This is a genomic window from Fluviicola chungangensis (assembly GCF_007558725.1).
Taxonomy (GTDB): Bacteria; Bacteroidota; Bacteroidia; order Flavobacteriales_D; family Crocinitomicaceae; genus Fluviicola; species Fluviicola chungangensis.
This window is the reverse complement of the sequence record NZ_VLPL01000007.1, coordinates 99,941-118,084: the sequence shown is the minus strand read 5'-3', so window position 1 is coordinate 118,084 and position 18,144 is coordinate 99,941. Positions and strand designations below refer to the sequence as shown.

At 40.7% G+C, this 18,144-nt stretch carries 20 protein-coding genes; 8 read left to right on the top strand and 12 right to left on the bottom strand.

The genetic code is table 11. The annotated features are described in order from the left end of the window. Positions 1-166: 166 nt before the first annotated feature. Positions 167-1,639, bottom strand: a complete 1,473-nt coding sequence (gene guaB, locus FO442_RS14090) for an IMP dehydrogenase (RefSeq protein WP_144333960.1) — start codon at positions 1,637-1,639, stop codon at positions 167-169. Positions 1,640-1,805: 166 nt separating this feature from the next. On the opposite strand from guaB, the gene FO442_RS14085 reads away from it, so the two are divergent. Then, positions 1,806-2,438 carry a carboxypeptidase-like regulatory domain-containing protein gene (locus FO442_RS14085; protein ID WP_144333847.1) on the top strand — a complete coding sequence of 211 codons (633 nt, stop codon included), beginning with the start codon at positions 1,806-1,808 and terminating at the stop codon, positions 2,436-2,438. A gap of 102 nt (positions 2,439-2,540) precedes the next feature. Here FO442_RS14085 and FO442_RS14080 read toward each other — a convergent pair whose 3' ends face one another. The 7 genes from FO442_RS14080 to FO442_RS14050 form a co-directional block, all read right to left on the bottom strand. Further along, positions 2,541-3,866 carry a cryptochrome/photolyase family protein gene (locus FO442_RS14080; protein ID WP_144333846.1) on the bottom strand — a complete coding sequence of 442 codons (1,326 nt, stop codon included), beginning with the start codon at positions 3,864-3,866 and terminating at the stop codon, positions 2,541-2,543. 144 nt (positions 3,867-4,010) lie between these two features. Beyond that, entirely contained in the window at positions 4,011-4,331 is a 321-nt protein-coding gene (locus FO442_RS14075; RefSeq protein ID WP_144333845.1) for a hypothetical protein, read from the bottom strand. 164 nt (positions 4,332-4,495) lie between these two features. Continuing rightward, positions 4,496-4,900, bottom strand: coding sequence for a 6-pyruvoyl trahydropterin synthase family protein (locus tag FO442_RS14070; RefSeq protein WP_144333844.1), 405 nt, complete (start codon positions 4,898-4,900; stop codon positions 4,496-4,498). Then, the gene (gene idi / locus FO442_RS14065; RefSeq protein ID WP_144333843.1) at positions 4,897-5,418 is read right to left on the bottom strand and encodes an isopentenyl-diphosphate Delta-isomerase; all 522 of its coding nucleotides are present in this window, start codon (positions 5,416-5,418) and stop codon (positions 4,897-4,899) included. Before idi ends, FO442_RS14070 begins: the two co-directional genes overlap by 4 nt. Further along, entirely contained in the window at positions 5,419-6,255 is an 837-nt protein-coding gene (locus FO442_RS14060) for a phytoene/squalene synthase family protein (protein ID WP_144333842.1), read from the bottom strand. A 10-nt stretch (positions 6,256-6,265) separates the two neighbouring features. After that, entirely contained in the window at positions 6,266-7,747 is a 1,482-nt protein-coding gene (locus tag FO442_RS14055) for a phytoene desaturase family protein (RefSeq protein ID WP_144333841.1), read from the bottom strand. Positions 7,748-7,901: 154 nt separating this feature from the next. Beyond that, on the bottom strand, positions 7,902-8,750 hold the full coding sequence (locus FO442_RS14050; RefSeq protein WP_186280135.1) for a MerR family transcriptional regulator: 849 nt from the start codon (positions 8,748-8,750) through the stop codon (positions 7,902-7,904). A 179-nt stretch (positions 8,751-8,929) separates the two neighbouring features. Between FO442_RS14050 and FO442_RS14045 the strand changes: the two genes are divergently transcribed. Continuing rightward, positions 8,930-9,511 carry a hypothetical protein gene (locus tag FO442_RS14045; protein WP_144333839.1) on the top strand — a complete coding sequence of 194 codons (582 nt, stop codon included), beginning with the start codon at positions 8,930-8,932 and terminating at the stop codon, positions 9,509-9,511. 111 nt (positions 9,512-9,622) lie between these two features. Here the strand turns inward: FO442_RS14045 and FO442_RS14040 are convergent, their stop codons facing one another. The 3 genes from FO442_RS14040 to FO442_RS14030 form a co-directional block, all read right to left on the bottom strand. Next, positions 9,623-10,387 carry an OmpA family protein gene (locus FO442_RS14040; protein ID WP_144333838.1) on the bottom strand — a complete coding sequence of 255 codons (765 nt, stop codon included), beginning with the start codon at positions 10,385-10,387 and terminating at the stop codon, positions 9,623-9,625. A gap of 75 nt (positions 10,388-10,462) precedes the next feature. Next, on the bottom strand, positions 10,463-11,734 hold the full coding sequence (locus tag FO442_RS14035; protein ID WP_144333837.1) for an aspartate kinase: 1,272 nt from the start codon (positions 11,732-11,734) through the stop codon (positions 10,463-10,465). A 240-nt stretch (positions 11,735-11,974) separates the two neighbouring features. Further along, positions 11,975-12,592: a YceI family protein gene (locus FO442_RS14030; protein WP_144333836.1), complete on the bottom strand. Its 618-nt coding sequence runs from the start codon at positions 12,590-12,592 to the stop codon at positions 11,975-11,977. A gap of 152 nt (positions 12,593-12,744) precedes the next feature. Here FO442_RS14030 and FO442_RS14025 point away from each other — a divergent pair, with 152 nt between their 5' ends. The 6 genes from FO442_RS14025 to FO442_RS14000 all read left to right on the top strand — a co-directional run bounded on the left by FO442_RS14025 (position 12,745) and on the right by FO442_RS14000 (position 17,669). Continuing rightward, the gene (locus FO442_RS14025; RefSeq protein ID WP_144333835.1) at positions 12,745-13,635 is read left to right on the top strand and encodes a cell division protein FtsX; all 891 of its coding nucleotides are present in this window, start codon (positions 12,745-12,747) and stop codon (positions 13,633-13,635) included. Between the two features lie 24 nt (positions 13,636-13,659). Continuing rightward, a complete protein-coding gene (locus FO442_RS14020; protein WP_144333834.1) occupies positions 13,660-13,908 on the top strand; it encodes a DUF3098 domain-containing protein in 249 nt (82 codons plus the stop codon). Between the two features lie 3 nt (positions 13,909-13,911). Continuing rightward, positions 13,912-14,706, top strand: coding sequence for an undecaprenyl-diphosphate phosphatase (locus FO442_RS14015; protein WP_144333833.1), 795 nt, complete (start codon positions 13,912-13,914; stop codon positions 14,704-14,706). After that, a complete protein-coding gene (gene truB, locus FO442_RS14010) occupies positions 14,706-15,401 on the top strand; it encodes a tRNA pseudouridine(55) synthase TruB (protein ID WP_144333959.1) in 696 nt (231 codons plus the stop codon). Before FO442_RS14015 ends, truB begins: the two co-directional genes overlap by 1 nt. 70 nt (positions 15,402-15,471) lie before the next feature. Next, positions 15,472-16,521, top strand: a complete 1,050-nt coding sequence (gene queA / locus FO442_RS14005; RefSeq protein ID WP_144333958.1) for a tRNA preQ1(34) S-adenosylmethionine ribosyltransferase-isomerase QueA — start codon at positions 15,472-15,474, stop codon at positions 16,519-16,521. A 77-nt stretch (positions 16,522-16,598) separates the two neighbouring features. Beyond that, the gene (locus FO442_RS14000) at positions 16,599-17,669 is read left to right on the top strand and encodes a Fic family protein (protein WP_186280133.1); all 1,071 of its coding nucleotides are present in this window, start codon (positions 16,599-16,601) and stop codon (positions 17,667-17,669) included. 47 nt (positions 17,670-17,716) lie between these two features. On the opposite strand, the gene FO442_RS13995 is transcribed toward FO442_RS14000, so the two are convergent. Beyond that, entirely contained in the window at positions 17,717-18,076 is a 360-nt protein-coding gene (locus FO442_RS13995; protein WP_144333832.1) for a CoA-binding protein, read from the bottom strand. Between the last annotated feature and the right edge of the window lie 68 nt (positions 18,077-18,144).

Genomic DNA, 18,144 nt, shown 5'->3' with positions numbered 1-18,144 from the left:
GAAGTCTTCTCTTAAAGAAAGCGGAATTTCTCCATAAGATATCAGCGGAATATTTGTGAAATAACTGTCAGAGCGATTAGTAAGAGGCGTAATTTCATTAGTTGAAGGTTGAATTTTCAGAAGCAAAAATAAGCGGATTAATGAATTATTAACCCGCTTACTGAAATTATTTCAAGCTGTAATTCGGTGCTTCCCGTGTAATTGTTACATCGTGTGGATGTGATTCGCGCATTCCTGCTGAAGTAATGCGTACAAATTCCGCACCTTTCAGTTTTTCGATCGAACCTGCTCCGCAATAACCCATTCCGGCTCTCAAACCACCAACGATCTGGTAAACCACTTCGAATAAGTTTCCTTTGTACGGAACGCGTCCTGAGATTCCTTCCGGAACCAATTTTTTGATGTCATCCTCCGCATCCTGGAAATAGCGGTCTTTCGAACCTTTTTGCATGGCTTCCAAAGAACCCATTCCACGGTAAGACTTGAATTTTCTTCCTTCGTAAATAATCGTTTCACCCGGAGATTCTTCTACTCCTGCAAACATGGAACCGATCATAACTACGTCTGCTCCGGCGGCAATTGCTTTTACGATATCTCCGGTGTAGCGGATTCCTCCGTCTGCAATTACAGGAACTCCGGTTCCCTCCAATGCCAAAGCAACATCATTGACAGCGGTAAGCTGTGGAACACCAACTCCTGCAATAATACGGGTCGTACAAATGGATCCCGGACCTATTCCAACTTTTACCGCATCTGCACCTGCTTCTACCAGGTATTTTGCAGCAGCAGCCGTGGCAATATTTCCTACGATTACATCCAGGTTCGGGAATTGGGCTTTTACTTCTTTGAGTTTAACAACAACTCCTTCCGTATGTCCGTGAGCGGTATCAATCACAATGGCGTCCACACCTGCTTCAACAAGTGCCTGCACACGTTCAATCGTATCGTGCGTAACACCAACCGCAGCAGCAACACGTAATCTTCCATATTGATCCTTGCAGGAATTCGGATGTGTTTTTACTTTGATGATATCCCTGTAAGTGATCAACCCGATTAAGGTATTGTTTGCATCAACAACAGGTAATTTTTCGATTTTCTTTTCTTGTAATATTTCTTCAGCAGTAGAAAGACTTGTACCATCTTTGGTTGTGATCAGGTTTTCTGAGGTCATCACCTCTCTGACCGGTCGTGAATGATTCTTTTCAAAACGCAAATCACGGTTGGTAATAATTCCTTTTAATTTTCTGTTCTCATCCACCACCGGAATTCCACCGATTTTGAATTCGGCCATTAAGTCAAGCGCATCACGGACTACAGCATGCTCGGAAAGTGTCACCGGGTCTAAGATCATTCCGCTTTCGGAACGCTTCACTTTTCTTACTTCCAGTGCCTGGTCGGCAATGCTCATGTTTTTGTGAATCACTCCAATTCCTCCGTGCTGGGCAAGCGCAATAGCTAAACTGGCTTCCGTTACGGTATCCATTGCTGCGGAAACGATCGGTGTGTTGACCTCAATGTTGCGAGTAATTTTACTTTTTAATTGAACGTCGCGAGGTAGAACTTGTGAAAATGCTGGGACTAAGAGTACGTCGTCGTATGTAAGACCTTCTCTGACTGAATTAAGATTGGACAGTGCCATGTGTGAACCTACTTTTGAAATAAATTCTCGCAAAAGTAATTATTTTCGATCACAAACAAATCGGTTTAGTTAAACTTTCTGTTAACTTTTCGACTTTCAGGGTATAATTAATGTTAAACGAAGTGAAAGCTTTCGATGATTATCGAAAATTCCGTATTCTTGTTGTATGAATAATTGGTTGAAATACGGACTTATTGGAATGGTCTTTGCCATTTCACTGAACGCAAACTCTCAGAAAGAAGAGAAGTTGGTTCAATTGTCGGGTGTGGTTGTTTCTTCGGATAGTTTACAGGAAATGCCATACGCCGCTGTTTATAATAAAACGGTTCATAGAGGGACAATAGCAGACATCTACGGTTTCTTTTCAATGGTCGTTCAACCCGGCGATACGATCATGTTCCGTTATTACGGACATAAACCGTCATCCTACATCGTTCCCGATACGTTGAGTGAAAGCCGTTATTCGATTATTCATATGATGACTGTCGACACAATTCAATTGAGTGAAGTAGTCATTTATCCATGGCCATCCAAAGAAGCATTTGCCCAGGCATTCGTTGAGATGAATCCATATGAGGATGCTATGCTGAGAGCACAAAAACAATTGTCCGGTCAATCTTTGGCAAACATTGCTTCTCTGGTTCCGAACGATGCGTCCCTTTCTTTCGGGAATGTGACCAACCAGAACAATACCCGCTTGTATACAATGGGGCAATCTCCGGTAAATAACTTACTGAATCCGTTTGCGTGGGCTACTTTCCTGCAGAAATGGCGATCGGGTGAGTTAAGACGTCAGTAGCAATCAAAAGCGGATAATTTCCCCAATAGCTGCCGTTTTCGTTATATAACGAAAATACCTCATTAAGGTATAAGTACTTATTGATATTCGGAGATCATTTTTTTACTTTTTCAAAATCCCGAAAGAATTAGTATTGAGTGCCTTTTTATACCGTTCCAAAACTCGTTCGCGCGCCCATTTGTGTTCTACTATCGGTTTTGGGTAATCAGCTGTTCCGAATTCAGGTACCCATTTTTTGATGTATTCAAATTCCGGATCGAATTTTTCCTGCTGACTGGTCGGATTGAAAATACGAAAATAAGGTGCCGCGTCTACACCAGATCCTGCAGCCCATTGCCATCCGCCAACATTACTTGCCAAATCAAAATCCAGTAATTTCTCTGCGAAATAACGCTCACCCAAGCGCCAGTCATGCAATAGGTGTTTACACAAAAAACTCGCAACAACCATCCGGATTCGGTTGTGCATATGGCCGGTTTCATTTAGTTCACGCATTCCGGCGTCAACCAAAGGATAACCTGTTCTTCCTTCGCACCATGCCAGGAATTGTACTTCGTCAAATTCCCATTCGATACGATCGTACTCCGCTTTGAACGCATGATTCATACTCTTCGGATACCAAAACAGGATCATTTGATAAAAATCTCTCCAAATCAGCTCGTTAAAGTATTTTTCATTGGTTTCCCGGGCGGTTTTCGCCAGTTCGCGGATAGAAATGGTTCCAAACCGCAGGTGAACGCTTAGGCGGGAAGTTCCATCAAGAGAAGGAATGTCGCGGGTGTTGTGGTAGTCCCGGATAATGCTCTTCGGGATTCGAAGAGGGGGGAAAGCCTGTGTTTGAATGTCGCTGAAACCGAACGCTTCCAGATCGGGTATCGAAAGTTCGGTTCCTTTGTTCAGGTTGGAAATATAGTTTTCTACCGGATAAGTTTTTAAGTAAAAGTCAGTCAGTTTTTCCTTCCATCGTCTCATATAAGGTGTGAATACATGGTAGGGATTTCCATCCGGTTTTACAACCTCATCCTTTTCAAAAATAACCTGATCCTTTGAACCCGAAAAGCTGCAGTTCAGGTTTTGAAGTGCTTCATGGATAAACTTGTCGCGCTGAATGGCTGCAGGTTCATAATCCCTGTTGCAAAAGACTTTTTCCACACCGTGCCGTTTCACCAGTTCGGGAATAAGCTGTGTCGGGTTTCCATGAAATACCCATAAAGAAGATCCGTATTTGTTGTAAGAAGCGCTTAATTCTTTGATTGTTTGGTAAATGAATAAAACGCGCTGGTCGTTTTTCGGAAGCTTATTTAAGATGTTTGTATCGAAAATAAAGACGGGCTGAACATTTTTTCCTTGTTTCAAGGCTTTGAAAAGTCCGGCATTGTCGTGAATTCTCAAATCTCTTCGGTGCCAGAATAAGGTCAAATTTTTCATGGATTTTCTTTCAAAGAGTTAAAAGGGTTCAAAGAGTTCAAAATGCTTGCGCTAAAGCTTTAGCATCGGCGCAGAGTTCAAATTTGAATTAAACGATTGATTTATCGTTTAAACTTTTGAACCATTTCAACAATTTGAATTTGTTTAATACCAGGAATGTATAATTCCCATTACCGCGACAAAAACACCCAAAATGGTTCCGATTAAAGTCATTCGGGTCCGCTTTTTAAGGTAAACAATGGAGCAGAACAGAACAGAAAAGACACCGATAATGATGCTGAGCATACTCAAGAAGAACAATTGGTTTTCATAATTGAATCGCAATGCCTGGGTGAATTCATTGTCTTTGATGTCCGCATTACTGTTCAAATCTGTCAGGAACGGGATGATCGCGAATTGGTTGTAACAAACCAACAGCAAGCCAATAACGCTGATTACAAAACCTATTGCCGAAAGAGCTCTCATGATTTATACTGTGTCTGACAAAAATAAGAAGAAAAAGCTTTGCTTTTGAAGACGAAAAATTGGTTTACAAAGTATTGTTTTGAGGGAAAATGTTCGTTTTTGATATGGATAAACCTTGGTGCGATCATTAGTGTGTGTTAAAAAACTGTTTTTTCCTTTAGTATTTACTTTCCATCATATTCAACCCCATTTCTAGGAGTTTCCCATAAGCGGACCTTCAAGATTAATTCAGAAGGAAGTTTGTCGCGAAGAATGTTCCAGCAAACCAGTGCAATATTTTCAGCAGAAGGAATTAAATGGGCAAATTCCGGACAATCCAAATTTAAATTCCGGTGATCGAAGCGCTCCAGAATTTCCAGTTTCATGATGTCGGAAAGCTGTTTCATGTCCATGACGTAACCTGTATCCGGATTGATCAGTCCTTCCAGCTCTACTTCCAGTTTGTAGTTGTGTCCATGGAAATTGGGGTTGTTACATTTTCCGAAAATACGGTTGTTTGTTTCATCATCCCATTTGGGGTTAAACAAACGATGTGCTGCATTAAATTGTTCGACACGAAAGATTTTCATGAGAAAAGGATTTCTTCTATGTTTTGTTTGTAATCTTCTACCAGAATTTGAAGCCATGCGGTATAGCGTTCGGGATGTTCGGTAATGTCTTCTACCAATTCATTCCAGTTAATCCATTTATAATCCATTACTTCCTCCGGATTCGGATAAATAGCACCGTCATACGAACCGAACAAGACATAATCCAGTTCGTGTTCCACTAAACCTCCGTCCAATTGCGCCTTATAAATAAAATGAAAATGGGGCGTAACCGCACAATCAATTCCCATTTCTTCCTTTAACCTTCTGTTTCCGGCATTTTCAAGCGTTTCATCCGGTCTGGGATGCGAACAGCAGGTATTGGTCCACAGTCCGCTTGAATGGTATTTGTTCAGGCTGCGTTGCTGAAGCAGGATTTTTCCGTTTTGATATAGGAGAACAGAGAACGCGCGATGCAATACTCCTTTTTGATGGGCTTCCATTTTCTCCATGGTCCCGATCGCCTCATCCCGGTCATTTACCAATACAACTGTTTCCAACTACAATAAATTCAAGTTGTGACGAAGATAAGAAGTAAATAGCAAACGAACCTTTTTATTGTCAGGAATCCGGATACGTTGTCCCAAAATAATGTGTGCATCCGTTTTTTGGATCTTATGGAACAATTTGATGTAGTAGCGATAAGCCATGTAAACCCCGAATCGCGCATCTTTGGGAAGTTTTTTAATTCCTTCGTACCCAGCTTTAAAATCCAGTTCGATCTCGTGCTCAATTTTTGTTTTCATGGATTGGTCAAATAAATCGAAATTCATTTCAGGAAAATACGTTCTTCCCAATTGGAAATAATCTGCATTCAGGTCGCGCAAGAAATTGATTTTTTGGAAAGCGGATCCCAGTTTCATGGCAGAATCTTTCAGTTTTAAATACATTTGATGGTCGCCTCTTACAAAAACTTTCAGGCACATCAATCCAACGACTTCTGCAGAACCCAGGATATACTGTTCGTAAACGTTGCGTTCGTATTGGGTGGTTTCCAGGTCCATTTCCATTGATTGCAGAAAAATTTCGATCAGTTCCGGATCAATTTTATACGTATTAACAGCCCATTGGAAACTGTTCAGTATCGGGTTCAGGGAAATTCCGCGTTCAAGCGCTTTGTAGGTTTCGTGTTTGAATTCCCGGAGTAATTCTTCCTTTTCATACTCATGAAATGTGTCTACAATTTCGTCTGCAAAGCGCACAAATCCGTAAATCGCATGGATAGGTGCCTGGAGGTCTTTGCTCAGGAAATGAATTCCAAGAGAGAAAGAAGTGCTGTACCTTTTGGTGGTCATGGCACTTATTTCAAGAGATAATGTGTCGAATAGTTGTTTCATAGCAGGGCCTTTAGTTCAATTTTTTTATTTGCCGGATCACATGTTTTGCGACCACTTCCCCCGAAACAATTGAAGGTGGGATTCCTGGGCCCGGTACCGTCAATTGCCCTGTATAAAACAGGTTTGATAAATGCTTGTTCTTAATGCGGGGTTTAAGTAAAGCAGTTTGTCTTAATGTATTTGCTAATCCGTAAGCGTTTCCTTTGAATGCATTGTAATCATTCACAAAATCGGAGATGCAATAACTACGTTTGTAAATGATATGCGGATTGATGTCAAAACCAATTTTTTCATTGAGGCGTTTTTTGAGTACCTCGAAATAGATTTCCCGCTTTTCCTCAGAATCTTGCAAGTCCGGGGCAATTGGAATTAACAGGAATAGATTCTCACCGGTTTCCGGTGCCACGGAGGGATCTGTCTTTGAAGGACAACTGGCATAAAAAAGCGGCTTTTGCGGCCATTTCGGGTTTTTGTAAATTTCTGATGCATGTGTGTCAAAATCTTCATCAAAGAATAGGTTGTGGTGTTCTAAGTTCGGTACTTTACAATCCAAACCGACATAAAAAATCAGGCAGGAAGGGGCCATGATGCGTTTTTCCCAATAAGATGAAGAATAATTGGCGTTGTTTTTCAATAGTTGTTCTGTGTGGCGGTAATCTGCACCGGAAATAACATAATCACATGCGATTTCGCCTTTCGATGTGTTGATGGAGGTAATTTTTCCTTTGGAGGTGTTGAATCCCAAAACGCTCGTGTTTAATGAAAAAGTGGCGCCCTGTTCCAATGCAATTGTTTCAAAAGCTTTGACAAATTCAAACATTCCACCCATCGGGTACCAAGTTCCCAATTGGATGTCTGCATAGTTCATTAAAGAATAAAGTGCAGGGGTGTCTTTTGGTGTGGCTCCCAGAAATAAAATCGGGAATTCAAGCAGGGAAATAATTTTCGGGTGTGTAAAATAGTTGCGGATGAAGGAGGCAAATGAAGTAAACAAATGCATTTTAAATAACCCTGTGAGAACACGTGTATCTGCAAATTCGGTGAGTTTCAAACTGGGTTTGTAAACCAGGTCTTTCATCCCGATCCTGTATTTTTTTTCAGCATCAGCTAAAAATTGCCTGAGTTTGATACTGCTTCCGATTTCCAGTTTTTCAAAATATTCCTCCAGTTCCTTCAGGGATGCGGGAATCGGATCAATGTCGTTTTTATCCCAAATTACCTGGTAGGACGGATCCAGCCGGACCAATTCATAGAAATCCGAAGTGGTGTAACCGAATTGCTGATAAAAGTTCTCAAAAATATCCGGCATCCAATACCAGCTTGGCCCCATGTCGAAGGTGAATCCATTGTCCGTTTGGAACTGGCGCGCTCTTCCGCCGATGCTGTCATTCTGTTCCAGAATAACAACCTCGTGACCTTCCTTTGCCAGAAAAGAGGCACAGGACAGACTTGAGATACCCGAACCGATTAGTGCAATTTTTTTTCCTGACATGTTGCCGTTCAAATTAGATTATCAAATAGTGACCAGAATCCTACCGATGATGAATTTACACTTTTAATCGGATCAGGATCATAACTCTATTTTGTTTAACAAATATAAAAAAAGATTAAACAAAATGAATAAATCGTTCGAAGAAGATATTGAATTAGGGCGAGATGAACAGCTCCAGGTCGCTTAGAGTACGAATCCGTTTTATTTTTTTGGAAAGGAAAGATTCCAGTTGATCGATTTGATATCCTCCGGCAATGAGTGTCACAGGACCCAGATCAGTTTCCAGCTGATGGAAATGATCCCTGATTTTTTGAGGTTCTATCGCTGTCAGCCAGCTGGAAACAAGGCATTCCGGTTCCAGGATTGTGACAGCTTTAATGAGCGCGTCATAAGGAAGGGCCTGGCCCAGATAAATGCTGTTCAGTCCTTTGGACCTGAGGTGATAATGATAAACGAGCAAACTGATTTCGTGCCACTCGTGTTCAGGTAGATAAAGGATTATTTTCACCTGTTTCGAATCGGGAACAGGCAGTTGGTCAATCGCTGCAATGATTTTTTGCCGGATGAGGTTAGAAATAAAATGCTCTTGCGCCGGATTGATTGTTCCTACGAGCCACATCACACCAATGCGATTGAGAAAGGGAATGATGTGTTCGGAAAAAATGACGGACAGATCTGATTTATAGGTCAATTCCTGAAATGTTTTCTGAAATAATTGTTCATCAAGCTGCAATACGGAAACGATGAATTGTTCTATGGCTGTATCTGTGTCTTCCGAATGCTGAAGAGACCTGGAAGCCTGATAAATTTGCTCGTTGCTCATATCGGCAATCCGCGAAATTTTAATGCCTTTTTTATACAGCAGGGAAACGTTTAAAAGCAGCAGCAAGTCATTGTTTGAATAAGTCCTTATTTGGGTGGTCGTTCTTTGGGGTTTCAGCAAGCCATATCTTTTTTCCCACATACGGATCGTATGCGCCTTAATTCCAGTCAGAATTTCCAAGTCCCGAATTTTGTAAGCTGCCATTATTTTTTGAAGTTCTTAAGTAATCCGGAAAGAACGGATTTTTTGCGTTACAATTAATTGAAAACGTGATTTTGGGTCAAAATTGATAAAAAAACTATATTTGTCCTAATTACGTTCCGTTTGGATTCTAACCGAATGGAAAATAAAAAACAGGTATGAAAAAATTTTCAATCTTTTTATTGCTTTTGACCGTTTCCATGCTGGCAGTTCGCTGCGGTGATTCTGAGGAGGGTAAAGAATTGACTGACGAGGAATTATACGAATTCCAGGGTTTTTCCATGAAGCCGTACGATATTCCGGTTATGATCATGTTACCGGATGAAACTGCGAATATCGGAGCCTCGACTCAACCTGAGATTATTCACGTGGAAGATGATTTCAAATGGGAATTAATGGTGGGCCCGAATTTTCATATGATCATTGACGATTGGGGCTCTGATCGTGAAATGGTTTCATCTGAGAAAAAGCGCCTGGCAGGTCTGAATTTTTACAAGATCAAATACCTGGTGGATGAACCTGATTTCATTTTATACGAACGTGAGCTGAAAGTAGATGGAAAGAAAGGTGCTTCCAAGTCAGTAGGAGTAGAACACAAAACCTATCATGTATACGGACAAAAAGTAATTGACGGAATTACGTATGTATTCAGAAGCCGCGACGATGGATTTGAGAAAATAATTATTGATTTAATGGCCAAATCGATCAAATCAGTGAAACCATTGAAAGGAAATTCATAATTTAATTAAAAACCCCGGCAATTTTTGCCGGGGTTTTTAATTATCGGTGCGACCGCAAGTTGTAAACAAGCAGATACGCGACGCGTCCCTGTTTGTTTTTGCGTGTCCGTATTATTTTTTATAAAATGTAGCTTCAACTCTCCTGTTCGCCTGCCGGTGTGCTTCCGAATCTTCCACAAACAGGGGCTTTTTGTTTCCGAAGCCAAGGGCATGAATGCGGCTCCCGGAAATATTTCCTTCCATCACCAGGATCTGTTTGATCCGGTCGGCCCGCATCCCGGAAAGATTTTTGGTGTCTGTACCACAACAAACATGCCCGGCGAGTGTCACATACAATGATTTATCTTCCTGCATTGCCTCTATCAGGAATTGGATGTCTTCATAGGAGCTTTTGAGTACCTCATCACGTCCGTAAACGAATTGAATATTTAATTGGATCGGTACGTTCAATTCAAAGGTGCGTTTTTTCTTTGCCGGCTGTCTGGTTGTTACAACAACGGAAATCAAAATATCGACCCGCCGCTTGTCTGCATCTGCTTTTTGTGACAGATCTTCACCCATGGCAACTTCTGTCCGGATGGAAAACCGGCCCGGGAAAGATTCATTAAGAAACTTTTTGGCTGCTTCCAGGCGTTCTTCCGCGAGCTTGATGTTGTATTCTTTGGAGCCGATTGAATCGGTATAGGCCCGGAGAATGAGCGATTGATCATTGAGTTGTGCAAGCTTTGCTTTTGTTTCTGAATTGCGTTTGTTCTGAAAATGGATCTCGTGGCTGTTAAACTCAAAATAGAAAGACATTGAATCAACAGGCGGTTTCGCTTGAGCAAACAACAAAACAGGTGCGAGGATGAAAAGTGAATGTAAAAGTCCCTTCATAAGTTCAAGTTAATAATACCATTCGTTGCAATCGGTTACAAAAAAAATCCCTTCCATGGGGAAGGGATGCTGAATTTACTTATTTTTCATGACCATGCGAATGGTTTGTCGTGTTCGCTGTTCAAGCAGTATTTCTTTATCGATGGTTACCCGGTCGATCGTTGCCTGGTCATAATGACGAATCGTAACCAGCTCGACTCCTTCATTGTAACGTACAGTGTATTGGTCTTTGAATTTTTCCACTAGTTTCATTGGGTCTGTTTTCGACCGGTCAAATAAAATGGAAAAGCTCAGGGCCGAATTCTGCATCAGGTTAATTTTTACCCCGTAGAATGCGAGCTGCTGGAAGATATCACCCAGGTTTTCCTCTACGATGAAGGAGAAATCTTTTGGGGTAAAGGACATCAATACCTGGTCCATCTTGAATATGAATGAGGGTACCAGGTGATCAAAATCCATGGATTCCTGGATTGCGGTTCCTTCTGCATTCGGTTCAATGAATGATTTGACATACAACGGAATACCTTTGTTTTGGAGTGGTTTAATCGTTTTCGGATGAATAACACTGGCCCCGTAATAAGCAAGTTCGATGGCTTCCTTGAAAGAAATTTTCTGAAGCTTGATGGTATCATCAAACCATTTCGGATCGGCGTTCAGCATTCCGGGAACGTCTTTCCAAATGGTAACACCCTTGGCGTTGGTGCAGTATGCCAGGATTCCGGCAGTGAAGTCGGAACCTTCTCTTCCCAATGTGGTTGTGAATCCTTCGGAGGTATGACCGATAAACCCTTGTGTAATTGCAATGCGTTTTTCCTTGAACAGAGGCAGCAGTCGCTCGTTTACCAATGCTTCCGTTTTTGCCCAATCCACTTCCGCTTCACGGTAATCATGGTTGGTCCGGATAATTTTTCGGCAATCGACCCAGGTTGTCAAATGGCCTTCTTCTCTCATGAAAGCTTCTACAATCATGGTCGATAATACTTCGCCCAATGAAACGATCTGGTCGTACTCAAAATTATAATTGTCGGAAATCGGGAGATAGTACCGGTTTTTCAGCGATTCGAACAATTCATCCATCTGCTGATAAATGAAGTAATGTTTTTCCGGGAATAATTCTGCAACAATCAGTTGATGGAACTGATACCGGTCCTCAATTAATTCCATGTACCGTTTTTCATTCCTTTTCCATAAAGAATCGACAATCTCTTCCATTGCATTGGTAGTCTTTCCCATTGCGGACACTACAACAATCAATTGGTCTTTAGGAAAAAGAGAAAGGATGTGTGACACATTCCTTACCGCATTGGCGTCTTTCACAGAAGCTCCACCAAATTTGAAAACATTCATCTGAAATTAAATTTTGGCAAAAATAACCCAAAAACAAATCCGACGATTCGTTAGTAATAAATATTCACCAATTTTTAAATATAAAACAAAGTGTTGTAAAAAGAATAAATTTCATCTGGATGGTTGGATAAATAAATATCCGGCTCATACCGGAAACTGATCATCATGAAGGTCGGTTTTGTTTTTTATCCTATATGTACCGTATGTTAGAAAACACACGGTACACAAGGATGGAAGTTTTTATTTGGAAGCGTTTGCTTTCATTACCAAGTTCAATTCAAACTCAACACCTGGTTTGATGTATTGCATTTCTTTTCCTTTTTCGGTTCCGGGTTTAAAGCCTTCTGCATCCATGGGTGAAAAATCAATGGTGAATTTCCCTTTTGCAGTAAACTCATTGGTCGTTTTCTTAATGGTCAGGGGCATTTTTGCAGGAACCGCTTTCCCTGCAACCTTTAAAGTCGCATCAATTTCTTTGTCGGAAATGCTGTTTACTACCACATCAACGTTCGGGAATTGAGTGGTATTAAACAATCCTTCTCCCATGATGGAGCTATTCAAATCTTCCGATCCCATTTCCAAGGTCAGTTCATTCTGAATGGTTTTCATATCGATTGTAAAGCTGCCCGAATCAAAGGTATCATCCATATAACTGATTGATCCTTTTGAAATTTTCACCGTTCCGGAATGCGAATGTCCGTCACCGGCGTACGTTCCCTTCCATTTCAAGGTTGTTGCATTTCCATCCAGTTGGTAAGTTGTTGCCGTAGCTTCGGCTGGTTCTGTTGAAGCCCCGCAAGCAGTCATTCCCCATGCGATCAGCGCTACCGCTGCGGCGTAAAAAAATGTTTTCTTCATCGTTATTGGAATTAAAGTTGGTGCAAAATATGCGTTTTTTTGGTTTCAATAACCGCAAAATACCCGAAAGCTGAAGATTTGTTCATTTCTTCGTTAATAGCTTCTCGAAGAAGGTAAAGGAGCGTGTAACGAAAAAGTGTAATTTCGTAGAGATGAGTAAAGGAATCGAAAAAACAGGAAAGAAGGGGCTGCGAACCAGTTACATTTCAACCGTAATTGGAATTTCGTTGGTTCTGTTTATGATCGGTTTGGTTTTAGCCGGTGTGATCGGTTTGGATTCACTGCAAAAACAAGCCCGGGAAAATTTGCATGGAGATTTGTTCTTTAAATCGGAATACAATTCTGCAGATATCAAACAAGTTGCTCAAGAGTTGAAATCGTGGGATTGTTTTAAGGAAGTTGTTTTTGTTTCACCGGAGCGAGCAATTGACGAATTTAAAGGTGCCGATCAAAATTCAGAAGAGATCCTTGCTATTTTTGAGGGAGAGAATCCGCTTCCTCCAACCATTAACTTCAGGCCTGTTAGTTCATTCGTGACCAAAAAGGGAATGAAAGAGATTGAAACCCGGTTGAACAACGCCTACGGCGATATGCTCGCAGAAGTGAATTACGATAAAGTAGCTTTGGAAGAAGTGAACCTGGGATTCAAACAATTTGCTTTCCTGATCCTGGTGGTTGCTTCATTATTGATCGTGATTGCTGTTGCGATGATTAATAATACGATTCGGTTGGCGCTTTACTCCAAGCGCTTTACCATTAAAACCATGCAATTGGTTGGTGCTACCAGTGGATTTATCAGAAGGCCGTTTTTGAAACAGGCGATCTATCAGGGCTTGGTTTCCGGAATTATTGGAATGGCATTTCTGATGACTGTATTTTTTGCTTTGAACAATGTGCTCGACATTATTGAAATTGATATGAAGCTAAAGGATGTACTGCTCCTTTTTGCATCGCTCCTGGTAATCGGTTGTCTTTTAACCGTTGTTTCAACCTGGTTTGCGCTAAACAAATATTTACGTGCGAAATTGGATGATTTATATTAATTTAGCAACCCATTCAGTTATATCATGAACAATAAATTCGACTTTCCTATAAAAAAAGAAAACCTGAGAATCATTTTCATTGGGTTGGCAATCAATATTATTGGCTACCTCTTAATGATTGGAGGTGGCGCTGATAGTCCGTCTGAGTTTCATGAAAAGGAGTTGTTTTCCACTGTTCGAATTACCGTTGCTCCGATCTTGATCGTAGCAGGTTTTGTCGTAATGATCTACGGCATCATGAAGAAAGCAAAAGATTCAAATTCTCAAGAATAATCCATGAATTGGTTTGAAGCAATTATATTGGCTCTCATTGAGGGCCTAACTGAGTTTTTACCTGTTTCATCAACAGGACATATGATTTTAGGATCAGCAGCAATGGGTGTTGAAAATGATGATTTCACGAAATTGTTCATGATTGTAATCCAATTGGGAGCGATTCTCGCCGTTTTTGCTTTGTACTTTAAGCGCTTTTTTCAAAGTGTTCAATTTTACCTGAAATTGATCGTAGCATTCATTCCCGCAGTGGTGTTGGGGGTTTTGCTCTCAGATTATATAGATCAGTTATTGGAAAGCCCAATGGCTGTAGCAATTTCCTTATTAGCTGGAGGGATCATTTTGTTGTTTGTGGATAATTGGTTTAATAAGCCACGAATTAATGAAATGGAAGAAATGACTTACCTGGATGCACTAAAAGTTGGTTTTTTTCAATGCATTGCTATGATTCCTGGAGTTTCCCGGTCGGGGGCTTCCATTGTGGGAGGAATGAGCCAGAAAATGAGCAGAAAACTGGCCGCGGAATTTTCCTTCTTTTTAGCTTTGCCAACAATGTTGGGAGCGACCGCTAAAAAGACATTGGATTATTTTGAAAAGCACGATTCATTGTCGGGTGATCAGGTAAACTTATTGATTATAGGAAACGTAGTTGCTTTTGTGGTTGCTATTATTGCGATTAAAGGATTTATCGGTTTTCTGAACAAACATGGATTTAAGCTTTTTGGCTGGTATCGCATCGTTGTCGGCGGGATTATTTTAATCTTGTTGCTTTGCGGTTACGAATTAACGATTCTCTGATGATTACGGAATTTGCGCAAGGGAGCACTATTTTGGTAGATAAGCCTTTCAAATGGACTTCTTTTGATGCAGTCAACAAACTGCGTTGGCATTTGCGTCAAAAACTGGGTGTCAAAAAACTGAAAGTGGGCCATGCCGGGACATTGGATCCTTTGGCAACCGGATTGTTGGTAATTTGTATCGGAAAACATACCAAACTGATCGAAGGACTCACTTCTGACGCTAAAACATACACCGGAACTTTTCTTTTGGGTAAAACAACTCCTTCTTACGACCTGGAAACGGAATATAATTCAGATAAAGGAACAGAAGGAATTACCCCGGAACAACTGGAAGAAGTACGGGCGAGTTTTTTAGGAATTCAAGAACAGGTCCCGCCGCTTTTTTCCGCAAAGCAAATTGACGGGAAACGCGCGTACGATTATGCAAGAGCAGGAATTGAAAAGGAGTTGAAAGCCAATACAATCGAGGTGATGGATTTCAAGATTGATGCGACCCGTTTCCCCGAAATTGATTTCGAAATTTCCTGTTCAAAAGGAACCTATATTCGTTCAATTGCTCATGATTTCGGACAAAGGCTGGGTTGCGGAGCTACCTTAATTGCTTTGAGAAGAACCAAATCCGGAATTTACGATATCAAAGATTCCAGGAGTGTGGAAGATTGGATCGCATTCATTGAAGAACAACCTTTGTAAATAGCCTGATTTTTTGTAATTTTGCCCTCTTTTGATTTAAAGCAGATAAAATACAGCTTGTATGAATAAAATGAAGCTTTCTGAATTCAGTTTTGACCTTCCGGATGAACTGATTGCCGAATACCCAAGTGAAAACCGTGATGAAGCACGATTAATGGTAGTCCATCGGGATACCGGAAAAATCGAGCACCGGTTGTTTAAGGATATTATCAATTACTTCGGAGAAGGTGATGTGATGATTATGAACAACACGCGTGTATTCCCTGCTCGGATGTACGGAAATAAAGAAAAAACGGGTGCTAAGATCGAAGTGTTCCTGTTAAGGGAATTGAACCGCGAAAGCCTTTTGTGGGATGTGTTGGTTGATCCGGCGCGTAAGATCCGAATCGGAAATAAATTGTATTTCGGTGATGATGATTCATTGGTTGCAGAGGTAATCGACAATACAACTTCCCGTGGAAGAACTTTGAGATTCTTATTCGACGGACCTTACGAAGAGTTCAAAGCAAAAATTACGGAACTTGGAGAAACACCGCTTCCAAAATATATCAAGCGTGAGGTGGAAGAAGCTGATGAAGAGCGATACCAGACCATTTATGCAAAAGAAGAAGGAGCTGTTGCAGCACCGACTGCAGGATTGCATTTTTCACGGGAATTGTTGAAGCGTTTGGAACTAAAAGGGGTAAACTTTGCAGAAGTAACCCTGCACGTTGGTTTAGGCACTTTTCGTTCCGTTGAGGTGGAGGATTTAACCAAGCATAAAATGGATTCCGAGCAGGTAATTATTACAGAGAAGGCTGCAAATATTGTAAACGAAGCAAAAAGAAATAAGAAGCGCGTTTGTGCGATCGGAACAACTTCCATGCGTGCAGTTGAGACTTCAGTTTCTACGGATAACATGTTAAAAGCGTTCGACGGTTGGACAAACAAATTCATTTTCCCTCCATATGATTTCAGTATTGCAGATAGTTTGGTAACGAATTTCCATACACCACTTTCTACCTTATTGATGATGATCTCTGCTTTCTGTGGTCATGATCTAATGATGGAGGCATATCACGAAGCCATTAAAGAAAAATATAAGTTCTACTCGTACGGCGATGCGATGTTGATATTGTAAAAAGTTCCCCGAAATTTGTTCGGGGATTTTTTTACCCGAAAAAATTGACTAAATTTGTCTATAAATATTTTGTCAAAATGAGTTTGGGATCTGTTTTTAAGGAAGCACGTATGCGTTTCAATTACACCTTGAAAGAACTTTCAAATCTTTCAGGAATAGATACCGCTTTATTAAATAAATATGAAAAAGGGGAAAGGCAACCTTCTGAAAAACATCTTCAGTTGTTAATCTCTTATTTGAAACTAAACGAAGATGACACCAAAGCAACCTGGATAGGTGAGCGGATATATGCTTTATTTGATGATGACAGCCGTTTGTTTGAAAAGGCAATGCAAGTTGCGGAGAAACGGGTTAAATATAACCGCAAGAGCAAAACCGAGCATGAGAAAGCTATTTCTTCCCAATTAAGTGAATTGCTTAAGGAGTGTTCTGATTTATTGAGCATTTGGTCGTCAAAGCGCCCTTTGAATCAATTGCAGCTTCAAAAAATGGAAGAATATTTCAATTTGAATTATACGTATGAAAGCAATAGAATTGAAGGCAATACATTAACCTTACAGGAAACTTACCTGGTAGTTAACGATGGAATTACTGTCGGCGGGAAATCTGTCCGGGAACATTTAGAAGCCATTAATCATGCTGAAGCGATCACTTACCTGGGGGAAATTATTCAGAATAAAACCGTTTTTTCGGAACGCGTCTTAAAAGAAATCCACTATTTAATTCTGAAAGGAATCGATCGTGAAAATGCCGGTGTTTATCGTGCAATCGGTGTTCGTATTTCAGGGAGTACTCATTTGCCACCTGAACCCTATCTGCTTAATCCTCTTATGGAAGAAGTCTTCGTGTACTATAAAGAAAACAAAACGGTACTTCATCCTGTTATTCTTGCTGCAGAAATGCATGAGCGTATTGTTCGTATACACCCGTTTATTGATGGCAATGGCAGAACGTGCAGATTAATCATGAACCTCATTCTGATGCAGCATGGTTATCCGATCGCAAATATAAAAGGAGAGCTGGAAAACCGGCTTCGTTATTACAATGCATTGGAAACGGCCTCTGAAGATAATAAGAATGCATTCTATACGCTAATAGCAGAAACGGTGATTTATGCATTAAAGGAACACATTGCACTTTGCGGTTAGGTGCATTAAAACAAAAATCTTGCTGCAGAAGAGCAAGATTTTTGTTTTTAGTAAGTTCCAATCGATAACATGACGAGTGTACATGCTATTTCAGGGTGGATACCGGCAGCTCTCAGTTTTTGAATAAATGCCGGATTTTCAGTTCCAGGATTGAAAATCACCCGGTTTGGTTTTAATGCGATGATCTTATCGATATACTCTTCCTGGTTTTGAGGTCCTAAATACAACGTAACGGTTTCAATATCCCAATTCGGGTTCCATTCTGTTTCAATTTCTATGTCCTCTACTTTTCCTGCTTTCTGCCCGAAAGCAACTACCGGATATTTATGACTGCGCAATGCACGAATCGCCCTGTTTGCATAACGATCCTCTTTCGTTGTAGCTCCTATGACCAATGTTTGTTCCATGTGAATGACCTTTTCTATAGATATTTTAAATTACGAATTATTTCACAAAAAAAGACACCCAAAAGAGT